The following is a 16,949-nucleotide window of genomic DNA, read 5'->3' as shown; positions in this document are numbered from 1 at the left end:
CATTTGCATCAGGGGCACGAGAAATCGACAAGCGGAATACCTGGGGGTCATTTTCGATGCCTCTTGGTCTCAGTCCGCCTCGAGCTTCTCCTCGGCCTCCGGCAGCGACAGTAGCACGACGCTGCGGGCAAGCTGAGCGGCAAAGCCCTGCCGCACCAGCACGGCGATCTCGCGGTTGAGGCCGTCGCGGTCCGGCCGCTCGCCGCGCCGCCAGGGGCCGATGCGCCGGCGGCGGCAGAAGCGCAGGGCCGCCACCGTCTCGTCGGTGCCCTCCTCAGCGATGACCGTCTGGGCCAGATCGCCGTCGACGCCCTTGGCCCGCAGGCCGAGGGCGATCTTCAGCCGCGAGGTGCCCTTGCGCCGGGCCGAGGCGACGCGCGAGGCGGCGAAGCCGGCATCGTCGATCAGGCCAAGCTCGCGAAACTCGCGCGCCAGTTCGGACACAAGGTCGGCGACACTCGCCTCGCCGAGCGCCACGTAGCCGGCCGCCTCCCAGCGCCGGAGCTTCTTCTCCATCAGCCCGGAGAAATGCGCCTCCGACGACGAGTAGCGCTGGAGATAGGCAAAGCCCGAGCGGCGCAGCTTGTCGCGGAGCTTCCGCGGATCGGTCGGCGCCGACCGCGGCGCGCCGTCAGGCGCGTCGGGAATGCGGCCCCAGCCGTCGTCGTCATCGTCGGTCGGGACGCCGCTCACGGCCGCCCGTCCTCCGCCGCCTCCTGACGCCCCTTGAAGCCCCTGGCGACGACATACATCTCGACGCTCTCCTGGCGCGACGACGGCGGCTTGAAGTGGAACACCTGCGCGAAGTTCTGCTTCAGCATGGCCAGCAGCTCGTTCTCGGTGCCGCCGCGGAACACCTTGGCGACGAAGGCGCCGCCCGGACGCAGCACGTCGACGGCGAAGGCCGCCGCCACCTCGCAGAGGTGGGTGGTGCGGAGATGGTCGGTCTTGTGGTGGCCGGTGGTCGGCGCCGCCATGTCGGACAGCACCACGTCGGGCGCATGGCCGCCGAGCGCCGCCATCAGCGCCGCCGGCGCGTCCTCGTCGAGGAAATCCTTCTGCAGCAGCGCAACGCCCGGCACGCCGTCCATCTCCAGATAGTCGATGCCGACGATCAGCGGATTGCCCGGCGTCGAGCCGGTCTTCTTCGCCGCCACCTGGCACCAGCCGCCGGGCGCCGCGCCGAGGTCGACCACCCGGTTGCCGGGCTTCAGGAGGTGATATTTCTCGTCGATCTCGATCAGCTTGAAGGCGGCGCGCGAGCGCCAGCCCTCCTTGCGTGCCTTGACGACATAGGGATCGTTGAGCTGGCGTTGCAGCCAGCGCACCGACGAGGCGGTGCGGCCGCGCGCCGTCTTCACCTTCACCTTGAGGCCGGTATCGGCGCGGCCCTTGCCCTTGGGCTTGTCGGAGCCGGTGGTCTTGCCCTTGTCAGACATGCGCTTCCGTCCTTGGCGGCTGAGGCCGGCGGCGCCAGACGCCGTCGCGGGCCATGAGTTCGACCAGAATGCCTTCGCGGAGGCCGCGATCGGCGACGCGCAGCCGCTCGCACGGCCACTTGCGGCGGATGGCTTCGAGAATGGCGCAGCCGGCCAGCACCAGGTCGGCGCGGTCCGCACCGATGCAGGGGTTGGCGACGCGCTGATCGTAGCCCATGTCGATCAGGCGGCGGATCATGTCGTCCACCTCGCCGCCGTCCATCCAGACGCCGTCGACGCGGCGGCGGTCGTAGCGCTTGAGACCGAGGTGGATGCCGGCCAGCGTCGTCACCGTGCCGGAGGTGCCGAGCATGTGGGCGGTGCCGGCGGCCACCAGTTCGGCCGCCCCGTCCATGCCCTCATAGCCGTCGATCAGGCCGCTCACCTCGTCGACCATGTCGTTGTAGACCGCCTCGGTCACCACGTGGCCGCCGTGCCGCTCGGAAAGCGTGACGACACCGACCGGCAGCGACGTCCAGCTGCGGATGAAGCGGGTGAGCGCGAAGCCGCGCGCCTCGCCGCGCCGCCGAAGATCGAGCCAGACCAGCTCCGACGAGCCGCCGCCGATGTCGAACAGCAGCACGCCCTCAGAGCGCGGATCGATCAGCGTGGCGCAGCCGGCGACGGCGAGGCGCGCCTCGGTCTCGCGGCTGACGATCTCCAGGCTGAGGCCGGTCTCCTTGCGCACCCGGTCGAGGAACAGCGCGCCGTTGTCGGCCTGCCGGCAGGCCTCGGTGGCGATCAGCCGCATCTTGCGCACCCTGAGGTCGGCCAGCTTGCCGCGACAGATGGCCAGCGCGTCGACGGCGCGGTCCATGGCGGCCTCCGAAAGCCGGCCGGTGCGGCCGATGCCCTCGCCCAGCCGGACGATGCGCGAATAGGCGTCGACGACACGGAAGCCGCGATCCTGCGGCTCGGCCACCAGCAGGCGGCAGTTATTGGTGCCGAGGTCGAGCGCCGCGTAGAGCGGCCCGGTCGCCGCCACGCCGCGACGGTGGCCGTGATGATGACCGTTGATTGCGGCGCCGTTGATGGCCGGCGCCTCGCCGGCCTCGGCGTGCCGTTCGCCGCCCTTGCGGCGCTCGCCGTCGCGGCCGCGTCCCTCGTCGGGGCGACCGTCGTCGCGGCCATCCTCGCGGCCGGGCTTGCGCACGCCGCGCAGGGCGCCCTTGGCAGGGCCACGCCGCCGGCGCCGCCGCGCACCCTCCTCGCGCGGCCGGCCGGAGGCGGCTTCGGCCTTGTCGGGAGAGGAATTGGCCGGTGAATCGCCACGGACCGGCAGCGGTGCCCGCTCCGGTTGCCTGTCGCCCGCCGTCGGCGCATGTCCCACCGAGGCCTTGTCGCCCGCCGCGCCCGAACCGGGCCGGCGCTTGCGGCGGCGTCGCGCCGCCCGCTTCGACAGGGCACCAGACGCTCCGTCCGCCGCCGGGGTGGCGGGGTCGGCACGTCCTCGCGTGGGGTCTGCGCGGTCGCTTCGATCGCCCGCGTCACCCACTGAGATCACTCCGGCGCGCCGCGATCCGGGAGCCGGCGCCATCCGCTGTGGAAGGCCCCGGCCATCATCCGCGCGTCTTCCCGGAGGGAATGGCACGGGGGCTCGAGCGGCACGCTTGCTCGTTTGTCGTCGCGGCGACAGTACCAGTTGCCGATGGCAAACGCCAGTAAAAGCCTCGCGAGGCGGCGGACCGCTCCGGCGATGGCCGCCGTCAGGGCAGCGGCACGAAGGCGTCGCCGCGCCACACCTGAGGCTTGTAGGCCGCCTCGCGCCAGTCGCCCTTGCCGTCGAAGCTCACCTTGCCGATCACCGTGGCAGCGCCGCTCTGGCGCAGGAAGGCGGCCTCGGCAGCGAGGTCGCCACCGTTCGCCAGCGCGGCGATCGCCGCTTCCGTCGCGGCATGGGCGGTGAACAGCGTGTTGGTCGGCATCAGCTGCCGCTCCTCGAGCGACAGGAGAAGGTCGACCGCCTCGGGCCGCGACTTGTCGACGAAGGGCAGGAAGAACACCGTGCCCTCGGCGGCGTCGCCGGCCAGCGCCTTGAATTCGGCCAGCGCCAGCGCCTCGTTGCCGATCAGCGCCACGTTGAGGCCGCGCGCCTTCACCTCGCCGGCGATCACCGCCGCGTCGGCTTGCAGCGCGCCCATCACCACCGCCGACACGGCGGCGTCCTGGATCTTGCCGATCAGATTGTTCTGGCTTTTTTCGCCGGGCGTGAAGGCTTCGGTCATCGCCACGGCGCCGCCGGCCTGGGCGAACAGCTTGCCCGCCTCTTCGACCAGCCCCTGGCCATAGACGCTGCCGTCGTGGACGAAGGCCACCCGCTTGCCCTTGAAGCGGTCGCCGAGATAGGCGGCGATCGCCTGGCCCTCGCGGTCGGAGCGGATGGCGAGGCGGAACACGCCCGGCCCGATGTTCTCGTCGGTGAGGCGCGGATTGGTGGCGGCCGGCGACAGGAACAGCACGCCATTCTGGCCGTAGACCCGCGCCGCCGGCAGCGCCGCCGCCGTGCAGGCGTGGCCGATCACCGCCCGGACGCCCTTGCCGATCAACTGGTTGGCCACCGCCGCGCCGGTCTCCGCCTCGCACTTGTCGTCAACGGCCACGGTGCGGATCGTCTCGCCCTTGATGCCGCCGCGGGCGTTGGCCGCCGCCACGGCGATCTCGACACCGGCGCGGATGTCGCGGCCGACGTCGGCGAAACTGCCGGCCATCGGACCGGCGATGCCGATCGTCACGTCGGCCCGCGCCGGAGAGAGGGAAGCGACGGCAAGCGCCGCCACCAGCAGAACATGCAACCGTGCGCCCATCACTTCGCGGCTTCCCCGTTGAACCGCCCGCAGCAATAGCAGCTTGTCCGAAAAAACGGAACGCCGCCGGATCGCTCCGGCGGCGCGCCTCGAAGAGAACGGGACCGGCCGGGATGGCCCGGCCGCACCCCGGCTTACTTCAGCATCTTGTAGGTGATCTTGCCATCGTCCGCCTTGTACCACTGGTAGACGGTGTAGTCGGCATCCTTGCGGTCGCCCTTCTCGTCATAGGCGAGGTCGCCGATGACGGTCGGGATGGGGTCGCCCTTGTGGAGAGCATCGGCCACCGCCTGCGGATCGGTCGAACCGGCCGTCTTGGCGCCGGCGGCGATCATCTGCACCGCAGCGTAGCTGTAGAGCGTGTAGGCTTCCGGCTCGAAACCGGCGTCGCGGAACTTCTTGACGGTTTCCGTGGCGGCCGGGTTCTCGCGCGGATCGGGACCGAAGGTCATCAGCGTGCCTTCGACCGACGGACCGCCGATGGCGGCGAACTCGGCCGAGGCGATGCCGTCGCCCGACATCATCGTCGCCTTGAGGCCGGCTTCGGCCGCCTGACGGGCGATCAGGCCGGCCTCGGTGTGCATGCCGCCCCAGTAGATGCTGGAAACACCGGCTTCCTTCATCTTGGAGACCAGGGCCGAGAAGTCCTTGTCACCGAGGTTGACGCCCTCGTAGATCGCCTCGGTGACGCCGGCGGCGTTGAGCGCCTTCTTGGTCTCGTCGGCGAGGCCCTGGCCGTAGGTGGTCTTGTCGTGCAGCACCGCCACCTTGGCGTCCTTGAAGTGATCGGCGATGTACTTGCCGGCGACGGCGCCCTGCTGGTCGTCGCGGCCGCAGACGCGGAAGGTGTTCCAGAGGCCGCGCTCGGTGAACGTCGGATTGGTCGAGGCCGGCGTCACCTCCAGGATGCCATTCTCGGCATAGACTTCCGAGGCCGGGATCGACACCGACGAGTTGAAGTGGCCGACCACGAACTTGACGCCGTCGCCGACGAACTTGTTGGCCACCGACACGCCCTGCTTGGGGTCGGACACGTCGTCGCCGAGTTCGATCACCACCTTCTCGCCGTTGATGCCACCGGCGGCGTTGATGTCGGCGGCCGCCTGCTCGGCGCCCTTCTGGAGCTGGGCGCCGAAGGCGGCGTTGGGACCGGTCAACGGACCGCCCACGCCGATGATGACGTCGGCCGAAGCGGCGCCGGCGAAGGCGAAGCCGGCGGCGAACACGACGCCCGACAGGAGGAACTTCTTCATGTTGTGGTCTCCCATTTTGTCTTTGGCTGGAAGTTAGGCGGGTTCAAGCCCGAACCCTCGGGTCTCGGGACGGCGGCCGGCGGAGATAATCCCTGCTCCGTGACTCCGGTCGCCATCCGGAACGCCTGCGCCGGGGCCGGACGGCCGCGGCGATTGTCGGTGCGGCTCACCCGCGCGCCTTCCACGAGAAGGGGCCGGCGGCCTCGTAGAGCCAGTAGTATTGCGTAACCATTTGCCGCGTGCGCGTAAACTGGAATCCGGCGAATGCGACGATTTCCAGTACGATCAGATCGACGAGGTAGTAGTGCAGCGACAGGAGCGTGCCGCCGAAGATCGAGAAGTGGATGAAGCGGCTGCCGATGGTCAGGATGGCGATGTAGATCGCCATGACGAGCCGCGGCCGCCAGGTCTTGGCGCAGGCGCGGCCGGTCAGCAGCGCCAGAAAGCCACCGAGGAGCAGCGTCACGAAAATGAAGGTGAGGCTGGAGGCTTCTTCGTAGAGGATGCCCTGCATGTCCGTCCCTCCCCTCAGTGGGCGCCGCCCTCGAGATACGCGGCGCGCACCTCGGGGTTTTCCAGGAGTTCGCGGCCGGAGCCGCTCATGGTGATGACGCCGTTGACCATCACGTAGCCGCGATGGGCGAGCTTCAGCGCGTGGAAGGCGTTCTGCTCGACGAGGAACACGGTGAGGCCGTCGCGCCGGTTCAGCTCGCGGATGGCGTCGAAGATCTGCTTGACGATCAGCGGCGCCAGACCCAGCGACGGCTCGTCGAGCATCAGGAGCTTGGGCCGCGCCATCAGCGCGCGGGCGATGGCCAGCATCTGCTGCTCGCCGCCCGACAGCGTGCCGCCGCGCTGGTGCAGGCGTTCCTTGAGGCGCGGGAACAGGTCGAACATGTACTGGATGTCGGTGTCGAAGAACTCCAGGTTGTCGATCGACGCGCCCATCTGCAGGTTCTCGAGCACCGTCATGCGCGGGAAGATGCGCCGCCCCTCGGGCGACTGGGCGATCCTGAGGCGGGCGATGTCATGGGTCGGCAGGCGCGTGATGTCCTGGCCGTCGTAGACGATCGATCCGTCGCGGGCGCGCGGATTGCCGCAGATGGTCATCATCAGCGTCGACTTGCCGGCACCGTTGGCGCCGATCAGCGTGACGATCTCGCCCTGGGCGACGTCGACGTCGACGCCCTTCAAGGCGATGATGTTGCCGTAATAGGTTCTGACGCCCCTCACGGTCAGAAGGGGCTTTGCCGCTTCGGTCATGCCCGCTCCCCTTCGTTGTCGCCCGCCGGCTGTTCGTCGTGGCCGTCGCCGAACTGCTCGTCCAGCTCCTGCTCGATCTCCTCGACCTCCTCGTCCTCGACGCCGAGATAGGCGGCGATGACGCGCGGATCGTTGCGGGTCTCATTGGGGGTGCCGTCGGCGATCTTGGTGCCGTATTCCAGCACCACGACGTGGTCGGAGATGCCCATCACCACGGACATGTCGTGCTCGATCAACAGGATCGAGGTGCCGTCGTCGCGGCGGATCGACAGCAGGAGGTCGTTGAGTTCGGCCGACTCGCGCGGGTTGAGGCCGGCGGCCGGCTCGTCGAGGCAGAGGAGATCGGGGCCGGTGCACATGGCACGGGCGATCTCCAGCCGCCGCTGGGCGCCGTAAGGCAGGTCGCCGGCCGGATCGTCGGCGCGGGCGGTGAGGCCGATCTTGTCGAGCCAGTAGCGGGCGCGGTCGATCGCCTCCTTTTCCTTGGCCTTGTAGCCGCCGATGCCGAGCACGCCGAGGATGGTCATGCCGGAGGCGATCATCAGCGGATTGTGCTGGGCGACCAGGAGGTTCTCCAAGAGCGTCATGCCGGAGAACAGGCGGATGTTCTGGAAGGTGCGCGCCACCTTGGCCTTGCGGGCGACGATGAAGTCGGGCATCCGCTCCAGCAGGTGCAGCGAGCCGTCCTTCGGCCGCATCGACATCATGCCGGTGGTCGGCTTGTAGAAGCCGGTGATGCAGTTGAACACCGTCGTCTTGCCGGCACCGTTGGGGCCGATCAGCGCCGTGATGTCGCCGCGGCCGACGGAGAAGGTGAGATCGTTCACCGCCACGAGACCGCCGAAGCGCATGGTCAGGTGCTCGACCGCGAGGACAGCATCGCTGTCCCAGGTCCTGAGGGATGTCGTCATGTCAGCCGTGGCCTTCCTTCACGAGATCGCCGGAAACCGTCTTGCGCCTGAACAGGAAGGCGGTTGGCTGGCGGACCGAGACGAAGCCCCTCGGCTTCCACACCATGATGATCACCATGGCGAGGCCGAACAGCAGCATGCGATACTGGTCTGGATTGAAGTCGTTGCCGAACACCGCCTTCAGGAAGGAGAGTTCGCGCAGGAGTTCTGTGCCGCCGATCATCGCCACCGCGGCCAGCGCGACGCCGATCATCGACCCCATGCCGCCGAGCACCACGATGGCGACGATCACCGCCGATTCCATGAAGATGAAGGATTCGGGGGAGACGAAGCCCTGGCGGGCGGCGAAGAACGAGCCGGCGAAACCGCCGAACATGGCGCCGATGGCGAAGGCCGTCAGCTTGGTGTTGGTGGTGTTGATGCCGAGCGAGCGGCAGGCCACCTCGTCCTCGCGCAGCGCCTCCCAGGCGCGGCCGATCGGCAACCTTCGCAGCCGCATGGTGACGAAGGCAGTCAAGAGGGCCAACAGCAGGATCAGATAGTAGAGGAACACCTTGTAGTAGGCCGAGGATGCCGCGAGGTGGAACACCTTGGCGAAGTTGTTGGGCGCGCTGACGTCGAAGGAATAGAGGCCGAACAGCGTCACCTTGGGGATCGACGAGATGCCGGCCGAACCGCCCGAGAAGGCCTTCCAGTTGATCAGCACCAGACGGATGATCTCGCCGAAGGCCAAAGTGACGATGGCGAGATAGTCACCCCTCAGCCTGAGCACCGGGAAGCCGAGGATCAGGCCCCAGAAGGCGGCGAGGATGCCGGCCACCGGCAGCAGCACCCAGAAGCTCAGGTGGAAGTTGATGGCGAGCAGCGCATAGGAATAGGCGCCGACCGCGTAGAAGGCGACGTAGCCGAGATCGAGCAGACCGGCGAGGCCGATGACGATATTGAGGCCCCAGCCCAGCATCACGTAGATCAGGATCTGGACGCCGAAGTTGTCCACCCACTTGATCGACCCCTGCACGCCGACCAGCGAGATGATCAGCACCGGATAGACGAACAGGAAGGCGAGACCGCCGATCGACAGGTGCCGGGCGCGCGTCGCCCGCGTCTCCAGTTCGGCCAGCGTCACCGCCGCCTTGGTCTTGCGGCCGCGAGCGGTCAGCCAGGGATAGACGAAGGCCGACAAGAGGAAGCGGCCGGCGCCGACGATGGCCGAGAGGATGGCCGCCAGGCCGAGCCGGTTCTGGATGATCAGCTCGTTGGCCATGTTCTGGTCGGTCCGGAGACCGACCAGCGGCCCGAGCAGGGCGAAGGCGATGATGGCGACGATGACGCCGTCCTTCAGGGCCTGCCCGAAGTCGGGGCCGCCCTGGGGGAGAGACTTGGCTTGTGTGCTCATGATCAGACCTTCTCGACTTCCGGACGCCCGAGCAGGCCCTGCGGCATGAAGATCAGCACGATCACCAGGATCGAGAAGGCGGCGACGTTCTGGTAGTCGGCCGACACATATTGCCCCCACAGCGTCTCGATGAGGCCGATCAGCAGGCCGCCGAGCACCGCGCCGGGCAGCGAGCCGATGCCGCCGAGCACCGCCGCCGTGAACGCCTTGACGCCCGGCGTGAAGCCGTCCGAGAACACCACGACGCCGTAGTACATCAGGAACAGCGTGCCGGCGACGGCGGCCAGCGCCGCACCGATGACGAAGGTCAGGGAAATGGTGCGGTCGACGTTGACGCCGAGGAGCGAGGCCATCTTGCGGTCCTGCTCGCAGGCGCGCTGCGCCCGGCCGAGCGCCGTCTTCTGCACCACGTACCAGAAGGCGGCGAGCAGCAGCGCCGTCACCACCCAGATGATGATCTGCTTCAGCGAGATGTTGACCGGATAGCCGGTCGGCCCCTGCCACAGCGTGTAGACCTCACGGGTGACCGGCGGAATCGGCTTGTTGCGCGGGCCCTGGGCGACCTGCACGAAGTTGGACAGCACGATCGACATGCCGATGGCCGAGATCAGCGGCGCCAGACGGAACGAGCCCCGGAGAGGCGCGTAGGCTATTCGCTCGATGGCCCAGACGAGCAGGCCGGTCAGCACCATCGAGATGACCATGACCAGGATCAGCGCCAGCGTCACCGAGGCGATGCCGAACCACGAGGTCAGCAACAGGAGAAAGATCAGCGCGAAGAAGGCAGACACCATGAACACATCGCCATGGGCGAAATTCACCATGCCGATGATGCCGAACACCATGGTGTAACCAATGGCGATCAGACCGTACAGCGATCCGATAGTGATCCCATTGATCACCTGCTGGACGAAAACTTCCATGAAATAGAGACCCCCTGCAGTCACCCGCACGGCAGCCTTTGACGGCGGCTTCATTTGCGGGCTTTATGGATTCCATTAGCAGCATAGATCGATCAAGACAACTAAGCCCCTTGTCTTTCCTCGGGAAATCCCTCCCCTGGCCCGAAATGCCGCCCCAGCGGCCGGAAACGTAGTGATTCTCACTAGTTTTATGGAATTTTATGGGGATTTCTGCGTAATCTACGAAAAGGATCCGTCAAAATTCCAGTTTCACCTGGTGACTGCCATGCAAGAAGTCTGCCGTTTTGGAGAGGGCCTCAATATAGGGTCCGCAGCCCGGCCCGTTCGTGATAAGCCAATTGAGATCAATGGATTCGCTTTCGGAAGGGGCGACAATGGCGACCGACAGCACAGCCGGCAGTAGTCTTTCGGCGCAGGAAAGCGCCGCCGACGCCTTGCCGCCGGCCACCGGCGAGGCTTTCCGCGACGCCATCGCCCGCCTGCCCTCCGGCGTCAACATCGTCGCCACCGCCGGCCCGGCCGGCAAGGCCGGCTTCACCGCCACCGCCGTCGCCTCGGTGTCCGACGATCCGCCCACCGTGCTGGTCTGCCTCAACCGCAAGAGCCCGCAAAACAGGCTGGTGCGGGAGAATGCTCAATTCTCGATCAATCTGCTGCCGAAAGATGCAGTCACGCTGGCCAACATCTTCGCCGGCCGCACCGGCCTCCACCTCGACGACCGCTTCCGGCATGGCGACTGGACGACGCTGGCCACCGGCGCGCCGGTGCTGAGGGGCGCCATCATGGCGCTCGACTGCCGCCTGCTGTCCTCTCAGGACGTCGGCTCGCACACCGTCTATTTCGGCACCGTGGTCGCCACCATGACCAAGCCGCGCGACCCCGACGGCGCCAAGGAAGTGCTGATCTACCACGACCGGCACTACGGCGAGGCTTGATGCCGTCAGGCCGTTGCTGGTAAACCGCGCCCGACCTTCCTCCCACGCCAAAGGCCGAGCCATGATCCCGCGCTACGCCCGCCCCGAGATGACCGCCATCTGGAGCCAGGAACAGAAGTTCCGCATCTGGTTCGAGATCGAGGCGCACGCCACCGACGCGCTCGCCGCCCTCGGCGTGGTGCCCGAGGCGGCGGCCAGAACCATCTGGGAGAAGGGCAACGCCGCGACCTTCGACGTCGATCGCATCGACGAGATCGAGCGCGTCACCAAGCACGACGTCATCGCCTTCCTGACCCATCTCGCCGAGTTCGTCGGCCCCGACAGCCGCTTCATCCACCAGGGCCTCACCTCGTCGGACGTGCTCGACACCTGCTTCAACATCCAGCTGAAGCGGGCCGCCGACCTGCTGATCGCCGACGTCGACGCCCTGCTCGCCGCGCTGAAGCGCCGGGCGCTGGAGCACAAGCACACCGTCTGCATCGGCCGCAGCCACGGCATCCATGCCGAGCCGGTCACCTTCGGCCTGAAGATGGCCGAAGCCTACGCCGAGTTCGACCGCTGCCGCGCCCGTCTGGTCGCCGCCCGCGAGGAGATCGCCACCTGCGCCATCTCCGGCGCCGTCGGCACCTTCGCCAACATCGACCCGCGCGTCGAGGAGCATGTGGCCAAAGCGCTCGGCCTCCGGCCGGAGCCGGTGTCGACGCAGGTCATCCCGCGCGACCGTCACGCCATGTTCTTCGCGACGCTCGGCGTCGTCGCCTCGTCGGTCGAGCGGCTGGCCATCGAGATCCGCCATCTCCAGCGCACCGAGGTGCTGGAGGCCGAGGAGTATTTCTCGCCCGGCCAGAAGGGCTCGTCGGCCATGCCGCACAAGCGCAACCCGGTGCTGACCGAGAACCTCACCGGCCTTGCCCGCGTCGTCCGCGCCGCCGTGACGCCGGCCCTCGAAAACGTCGCCCTCTGGCACGAGCGCGACATCTCGCATTCGTCGGTGGAGCGCTACATCGGCCCCGACGCCACCATCACCCTCGACTTCGCCCTCGCCCGCCTCGCCGGCGTCGTCGACAAGCTGCTGGTCTATCCCGAGCGCATGGTCGCCAACATGGACCGGCTCGGCGGCCTCGTCCATTCGCAGCGCATCCTGCTGGCCTTGACGCAGAAGGGCGTCTCCCGCGAGGACGCCTATCGGCTGGTGCAGCGCAACGCCATGAAGGTATGGGAGAGCTACCATCACGGCAGCGCCGGCGTCGATTTCCTCGGCGAACTCTTGAACGATGCCGAGGTGCGCGCCGCGCTTTCCGAGGAGGAGATCAGCGACAAGTTCGACCTCGGCTATCACCTGAAGCACGTCGACACGATCTTTGCCCGCGTGTTCGGCGAATAGGCGACACGCAGGTCTTCCACCTGAATCGGAACTTGAGGACGGCCGGGCGGCGAACCTGCCCGGCCGTTGCAATTCAAGGCGGCAAGCTGTTGATCCGACTGGCGATCGCCGCCCGATTGTCTACGCCGATGCGTCTTCAGTGCGAACCGCACAGCGTTTCGCAGGGCACGCCGTCGCCATCGCCGTCGAGCCGGGAAACGCCGCAGACCTCTAGGAAATAGCGGGCTTCGGCGCAGGAGCGCATCTGCCGGCAGAGGTGGCGACCATCACAGGAGAAACCGGTTTCGATCACCAGGCGGGAATGGCCGCCGTCCGGCCGGGCGGCACCGGCCGCCGCGGCGTCGGCCGGGACGATTGCCAGCGCAGAGCAGAGCGCGGCGACGAGTTTGCGGACCATGGATAACGGCCTCCCGCCGCCTTTATCCGCCCTTGCGGATGCCGGCGAAACAAACCCGGTGCCGCCTGCGGTTGCCGGCGCGCCTGCCTTGCTTTCCACGACGTTCCCGGTCAAGCTCACCGCATGAAGACCTCCGAATGTGACATTCTGATCGTTCCCGGCTGGAACAATTCCGGTCCCGACCACTGGCAAAGCCGCTGGCAGAGCCGTCTGCCGACGGCCCGTCGCGTCGAGCAGCGCGACTGGGCGCAACCGGACCGCGACGCCTGGGTATCGGCGCTCGGCCTTGCCATCGGCAAGGCGCGTCGGCCGGTGGTGCTGGTCGCCCACTCGCTCGGCGTCGCCACGGTGATTCATGCCGCGCCCTACGTCGGCCGGCGGGTGGCCGCCGCCTTCCTGGTCGCGCTGCCCGACGTCGACCGGCTCGATGAACCGGCGATCGCCAGCTTCGCCGGCCTGTCCACCGATCCCCTGCCCTTCCCGTCGATGCTGGTGGCGAGCCGCGACGATCCCTATTGCGCCTTCGAGCGGGCCGACGAACTCGCCGCCGCCTGGGGCTCGGACTTCGTCGACGCCGGCGCCGCCGGCCATATCAACGGCGACACCGGCTACGGCCCGTGGCCGGAGGGGCTGACGCGCTTCGCCATGCTCCTGAAGCGGGCCGGCGCCCCGGCGGCGCCGTGAGCCTTCAGCCCGTGCCCTCCACCTCGGCGATCGCCGCCCGCGCCGCGCCGGCGATCAGGTCCATATCGGTGGACAGCGAGGCGAAGGTGAAGCCGAGGTCGAGATAGCGGCGGGTCAGCATCGCGTTGGCACCAAAGGCGCCGCACACCTTGCCGGCCGCCCTGGCCTGCCGCGCCACCCGCTCCATGGCGGCCATGGTGTCGGGGCGGTCGGGGCCGGGCTCGCCGTCCGGCGACAGGGCGATCGACAGATCGAACGGACCGACGAACACGCCGTCGATGCCCGGCACCGCCAGGATGGCGTCGAGGTTGGCGAGCGCCCCGCGCGTTTCGATCATCACCACGGCCAGCGTCGAGCCGTTGGCGGACGTGCGGTAGGCGTCGGCGGAAAGGCCGGAGAGCTGGACGGCTCGGGCCGGACCGTAGGAGCGCAGGCCGTCCGGCGGATATTTCATGAAGGAAGCGAAGGCGCGGGCATCGTCCGCCGTCTCGATCATCGGCGCCACCACCATGTCGGCGCCCCAGTCGAGGAGGCGCGAGGCCGACTGGTATTCGCCGACCGGAATGCGCGCCAGCGCGTAGCCGCCGGCGGCGCGGATGGCCGCCAGCAGGACCGGCGCCGCGCCCATGTCGATCACCCCGTGCTGGAGGTCGATCAGCACCGCCTCGAAGCCGGCGCGCACCATGATCTCGGCGGCGAGCGGATCGGAGAGGCACGACCAGCCAACCCTGAGCGGACGGTCGCCGGCAAGGGCGGCACGCAAGGAGGTTCGTTCCATGGCCTTCCTTTCGGACGGGTCAGGCTTCGGCCCTGACCTCCTGCTCGGCGAGCGCCATGAAATCGCGCATCGCCAGCTGCAACTCTTCGTCCGTCACGGAAATGCCGGCGGCGGCGAGATCGGCCGTCAGCTTGGCGCAGACATCCCGGCCGCCGACCCGCGCCAGATCCGCGAAGACGACGGCGCGAGCATAGTCCGCAGCCTCCGGATCTCCCATCCCCAATTTGCGCGCCGCCCACAGGCCCATCAGCTTGTTGCGGCGCGCGGTGGCTCGAAACTTCAGTTCCTCGTCGAGCGCGAACTTGATCTCGAACGCTTTTTCGCGGTTATCGAAGACGGCGATGGTTCCGTTATGGCCGCTTTCGCCCGACAAAGGCAGGCTTCGGCTCCATGTCGTGGACATCCGAACCTCCTTTCTCTGAAAGGCAAAAGCTCAAACACTCTTCGCCTTTTGAATATATGCTTTCTGAGCCTTTCGTTCAACTTGGACGGAAGTCGGTAAACCACAAACGTCGTTAAGGAATGACCACTACGCGAAATTGCGGCGCGACGGGATTGTTATCGGTGCGCCTTTCGGATAGTGTGCGGCACAGGCGAGGGAGCGGGCGGACGTCAGTTCGCCCGCTTTCTGTGCTTAGAATGTGTCCACGTTGGCCGGTGTGCTCCGGCCACGCTGTCGACGCATCCTGAATTCCCGCCGAGGCGACAAGCGGGCTAATTTGGTGATTCGGACCCGGAGCCCGGCCTCATGGATTTCATCAACAGACCACGGTATATCCCAATGAACCGCCGCCGGCGTATCTACGAAGGTAAGGCCAAGATCCTGTACGAAGGTCCCGAACCGGGTACGTTGATTCAGCACTTCAAGGACGACGCCACGGCGTTCAATGCCAAGAAGCACGAAATCATCGACGGCAAGGGTGTTCTGAACAACCGGATTTCGGAATACCTCTTCACGCATCTCAACAACATGGGCATCCCCACCCATTTCATCCGCCGGCTCAACATGCGCGAGCAGTTGATCCGCGAGGTGGAAATCATTCCGCTCGAAGTGGTGGTGCGCAACGTCGCCGCCGGCTCGATCGCCACCCGCCTCGGCATCGAGGAAGGCACGCAGCTGCCGCGCTCGATCATCGAGTTCTATTTCAAGAGCGACGAGCTGAAGGACCCGATGGTCTCCGAGGAGCACATCACCGCCTTCGGCTGGGCCTCGCCGCAGGAAATCGACGACATCATGGCGCTGGCCATCCGCGTCAACGACTTCCTGGCCGGCCTGTTCCTGGGCGTCGGCATCCGCCTCGTCGACTTCAAGATGGAATGCGGCCGCCTCTGGGAAGGCGACATGATGCGCATCGTCGTCGCCGATGAGATCAGCCCCGACAGCTGCCGCCTGTGGGACATCGCCACCGGCGACCGGCTCGACAAGGACCGCTTCCGCAAGGACATGGGCGGCCTCGTCGAGAGCTACACCGAGGTGGCCCGCCGCCTCGGCATCCTCAACGAAAGCGAGCAGACGCGCCCCTCCGGCCCGACGCTGGTCAAGTGAGCCGCCGCCGGCCCGGAAAACGGCCCCGGATGCGGCGGAAAAGCGCGACGAACGGCTTGTGAATCCGAGAACGCCGGGTTATTCCCCCGGCGTTCTTCATTTCTCGGGGCAGGCCCATGCAAGTGCGCGTCACCATCACCCTCAAGGCGGGCGTTCTCGATCCGCAGGGCAAGGCGATCGAGGGCGCGCTGCGCGGCCTCGGCTTTGCCGGCATCGACGGCGCCCGGCAGGGCAAGATCGTCGACCTCGCGCTCGCCGAGACCGACCCGGCCAGGGCCAGGGCCGCCGTCGCCGAGATGTGCGAGAAGCTCCTGGCCAACACCGTCATCGAGAACTACGACATCGACGTTCTCGGCTGAAGCGGACCGGCGGGCGCTCCCGGCGAGGGACGCCGGATCGCCCGCTTCCCCGTGCCGGGGCGGCGGCTCTCCCCGGCGTGTCGAGCCTTGCCGTCGCAAGGCGCCACCTGACGAGGAGAACTCCCATGCGCTCGGCCGTCGTCCTCTTTCCCGGCTCCAACCGCGACCACGACATGGTCAAGGCGCTCTACGACGTCACCGGCTTCCGGCCGACCGTCGTCTGGCATCAGGACGCCACGCTGCCCGACGTCGACCTGATCGTGCTGCCCGGCGGCTTCTCCTACGGCGACTACCTGCGCTGCGGCGCCATCGCCGCCCGCTCGCCGGCCATGCTCGACGTGGCCCGTAAGGCCAAGGCCGGCGTCCGCGTCCTGGGCGTCTGCAACGGCTTCCAGATCCTCACCGAGGCCGGCCTCCTGCCCGGCGCGCTGATGCGCAACGCCCACCTCCGCTTCGTCTGCAAGGAGGTGAAGCTGGAAGTGACCAACGACGACACCGACTTCACCCGCGCCTATCGGAAGGGCCAGGTGATCCGCTGCCCGGTCGCCCATCACGACGGCAACTATTTCGCCGATCCCGAGACGCTGGCCCGCCTCGAGGGCGACGGCCGCGTCGCCTTCCGCTACGCCGAGGGCACCAATCCCAACGGCTCGATCAACGACATCGCCGGCATCCTCAACGAGGCCGGCAACGTGCTCGGCATGATGCCGCATCCGGAAAACCTGATCGAGGCGCTGCACGGCGGCCTCGACGGCCGCGGCCTGTTCGAGAGCGTCGTCCGGACCATCGCCGCCTGACAGAACCAGCGCGGCCGGTTGCCGCCCGGCCGGACGGTCCG

18 protein-coding genes and 1 pseudogene are annotated in these 16,949 nt (G+C 67.7%); 6 read left to right on the top strand and 13 right to left on the bottom strand.

Annotation, left to right across the window (positions count from 1 at the left end; all coding sequences use genetic code 11):
• Positions 1–69 precede the first annotated feature (69 nt).
• The 10 genes and pseudogenes from H512_RS22840 to H512_RS0106465 all read right to left on the bottom strand — a co-directional run bounded on the left by H512_RS22840 (position 70) and on the right by H512_RS0106465 (position 10,028).
• A complete protein-coding gene (locus H512_RS22840) occupies positions 70–693 on the bottom strand; it encodes a regulatory protein RecX (protein ID WP_053239624.1) in 624 nt (207 codons plus the stop codon).
• Positions 690–1,439 carry an RlmE family RNA methyltransferase gene (locus H512_RS0106505; protein WP_026782775.1) on the bottom strand — a complete coding sequence of 250 codons (750 nt, stop codon included), beginning with the start codon at positions 1,437–1,439 and terminating at the stop codon, positions 690–692. The genes H512_RS22840 and H512_RS0106505 overlap by 4 nt, the downstream gene beginning before the upstream one ends.
• Positions 1,432–3,015 (bottom strand): Ppx/GppA phosphatase family protein, encoded by a 1,584-nt coding sequence (locus H512_RS26260; RefSeq protein ID WP_084798333.1) that lies wholly within the window; start codon positions 3,013–3,015, stop codon positions 1,432–1,434. The genes H512_RS0106505 and H512_RS26260 overlap by 8 nt, the downstream gene beginning before the upstream one ends.
• Before the next feature lie 169 nt (positions 3,016–3,184).
• Positions 3,185–4,282, bottom strand: coding sequence for a branched-chain amino acid ABC transporter substrate-binding protein (locus H512_RS0106495; protein WP_026782774.1), 1,098 nt, complete (start codon positions 4,280–4,282; stop codon positions 3,185–3,187).
• A 134-nt stretch (positions 4,283–4,416) separates the two neighbouring features.
• Positions 4,417–5,535, bottom strand: coding sequence for a branched-chain amino acid ABC transporter substrate-binding protein (locus H512_RS0106490; RefSeq protein ID WP_026782773.1), 1,119 nt, complete (start codon positions 5,533–5,535; stop codon positions 4,417–4,419).
• Between the two features lie 166 nt (positions 5,536–5,701).
• Positions 5,702–6,049 carry a DUF6867 family protein gene (locus H512_RS0106485; RefSeq protein ID WP_026782772.1) on the bottom strand — a complete coding sequence of 116 codons (348 nt, stop codon included), beginning with the start codon at positions 6,047–6,049 and terminating at the stop codon, positions 5,702–5,704.
• Between the two features lie 14 nt (positions 6,050–6,063).
• Entirely contained in the window at positions 6,064–6,798 is a 735-nt protein-coding gene (locus H512_RS0106480; protein WP_026782771.1) for an ABC transporter ATP-binding protein, read from the bottom strand.
• Between the two features lie 56 nt (positions 6,799–6,854).
• Positions 6,855–7,709 (bottom strand): annotated as a pseudogene (locus H512_RS22830) (ABC transporter ATP-binding protein); the annotation flags it as partial.
• Position 7,710: 1 nt separating this feature from the next.
• On the bottom strand, positions 7,711–9,105 hold the full coding sequence (gene livM / locus H512_RS0106470) for a high-affinity branched-chain amino acid ABC transporter permease LivM (protein ID WP_026782770.1): 1,395 nt from the start codon (positions 9,103–9,105) through the stop codon (positions 7,711–7,713).
• 2 nt (positions 9,106–9,107) lie between these two features.
• Entirely contained in the window at positions 9,108–10,028 is a 921-nt protein-coding gene (locus H512_RS0106465) for a branched-chain amino acid ABC transporter permease (protein WP_026782769.1), read from the bottom strand.
• Between the two features lie 374 nt (positions 10,029–10,402).
• On the opposite strand from H512_RS0106465, the gene H512_RS0106460 reads away from it, so the two are divergent.
• Positions 10,403–10,963: a flavin reductase gene (locus tag H512_RS0106460; protein ID WP_026782768.1), complete on the top strand. Its 561-nt coding sequence runs from the start codon at positions 10,403–10,405 to the stop codon at positions 10,961–10,963.
• 61 nt (positions 10,964–11,024) lie between these two features.
• On the top strand, positions 11,025–12,347 hold the full coding sequence (gene purB / locus H512_RS0106455) for an adenylosuccinate lyase (RefSeq protein ID WP_026782767.1): 1,323 nt from the start codon (positions 11,025–11,027) through the stop codon (positions 12,345–12,347).
• 136 nt (positions 12,348–12,483) lie between these two features.
• On the opposite strand, the gene H512_RS22825 is transcribed toward purB, so the two are convergent.
• Complete coding sequence (locus tag H512_RS22825; RefSeq protein WP_036790261.1) at positions 12,484–12,744, bottom strand: excalibur calcium-binding domain-containing protein; 261 nt, start codon at positions 12,742–12,744, stop codon at positions 12,484–12,486.
• 123 nt (positions 12,745–12,867) lie between these two features.
• On the opposite strand from H512_RS22825, the gene H512_RS0106445 reads away from it, so the two are divergent.
• Entirely contained in the window at positions 12,868–13,428 is a 561-nt protein-coding gene (locus H512_RS0106445; RefSeq protein WP_026782766.1) for an RBBP9/YdeN family alpha/beta hydrolase, read from the top strand.
• 4 nt (positions 13,429–13,432) lie between these two features.
• Here H512_RS0106445 and H512_RS22820 read toward each other — a convergent pair whose 3' ends face one another.
• On the bottom strand, positions 13,433–14,206 hold the full coding sequence (locus tag H512_RS22820; protein ID WP_053239622.1) for an HpcH/HpaI aldolase family protein: 774 nt from the start codon (positions 14,204–14,206) through the stop codon (positions 13,433–13,435).
• Positions 14,207–14,225: 19 nt separating this feature from the next.
• Positions 14,226–14,609, bottom strand: a complete 384-nt coding sequence (locus H512_RS0106435) for an ATPase inhibitor subunit zeta (protein WP_084798331.1) — start codon at positions 14,607–14,609, stop codon at positions 14,226–14,228.
• A 345-nt stretch (positions 14,610–14,954) separates the two neighbouring features.
• Between H512_RS0106435 and purC the strand changes: the two genes are divergently transcribed.
• From purC to purQ, 3 genes are all read left to right on the top strand, one after another.
• Positions 14,955–15,752, top strand: coding sequence for a phosphoribosylaminoimidazolesuccinocarboxamide synthase (gene purC, locus H512_RS0106430; protein ID WP_026782764.1), 798 nt, complete (start codon positions 14,955–14,957; stop codon positions 15,750–15,752).
• A gap of 116 nt (positions 15,753–15,868) precedes the next feature.
• Positions 15,869–16,111: a phosphoribosylformylglycinamidine synthase subunit PurS gene (gene purS, locus H512_RS0106425; RefSeq protein ID WP_026782763.1), complete on the top strand. Its 243-nt coding sequence runs from the start codon at positions 15,869–15,871 to the stop codon at positions 16,109–16,111.
• Positions 16,112–16,236: 125 nt separating this feature from the next.
• Positions 16,237–16,908, top strand: a complete 672-nt coding sequence (purQ, locus tag H512_RS0106420; RefSeq protein ID WP_026782762.1) for a phosphoribosylformylglycinamidine synthase subunit PurQ — start codon at positions 16,237–16,239, stop codon at positions 16,906–16,908.
• Positions 16,909–16,949 lie beyond the last annotated feature (41 nt).

It is taken from the genome of Pleomorphomonas koreensis DSM 23070 (assembly GCF_000425185.1).
GTDB classification, from domain to species: Bacteria; Pseudomonadota; Alphaproteobacteria; order Rhizobiales; family Pleomorphomonadaceae; genus Pleomorphomonas; species Pleomorphomonas koreensis.
The sequence above is the reverse complement of the archived record's forward strand: the minus strand, read 5'-3'. Positions and strand labels throughout refer to the sequence as shown.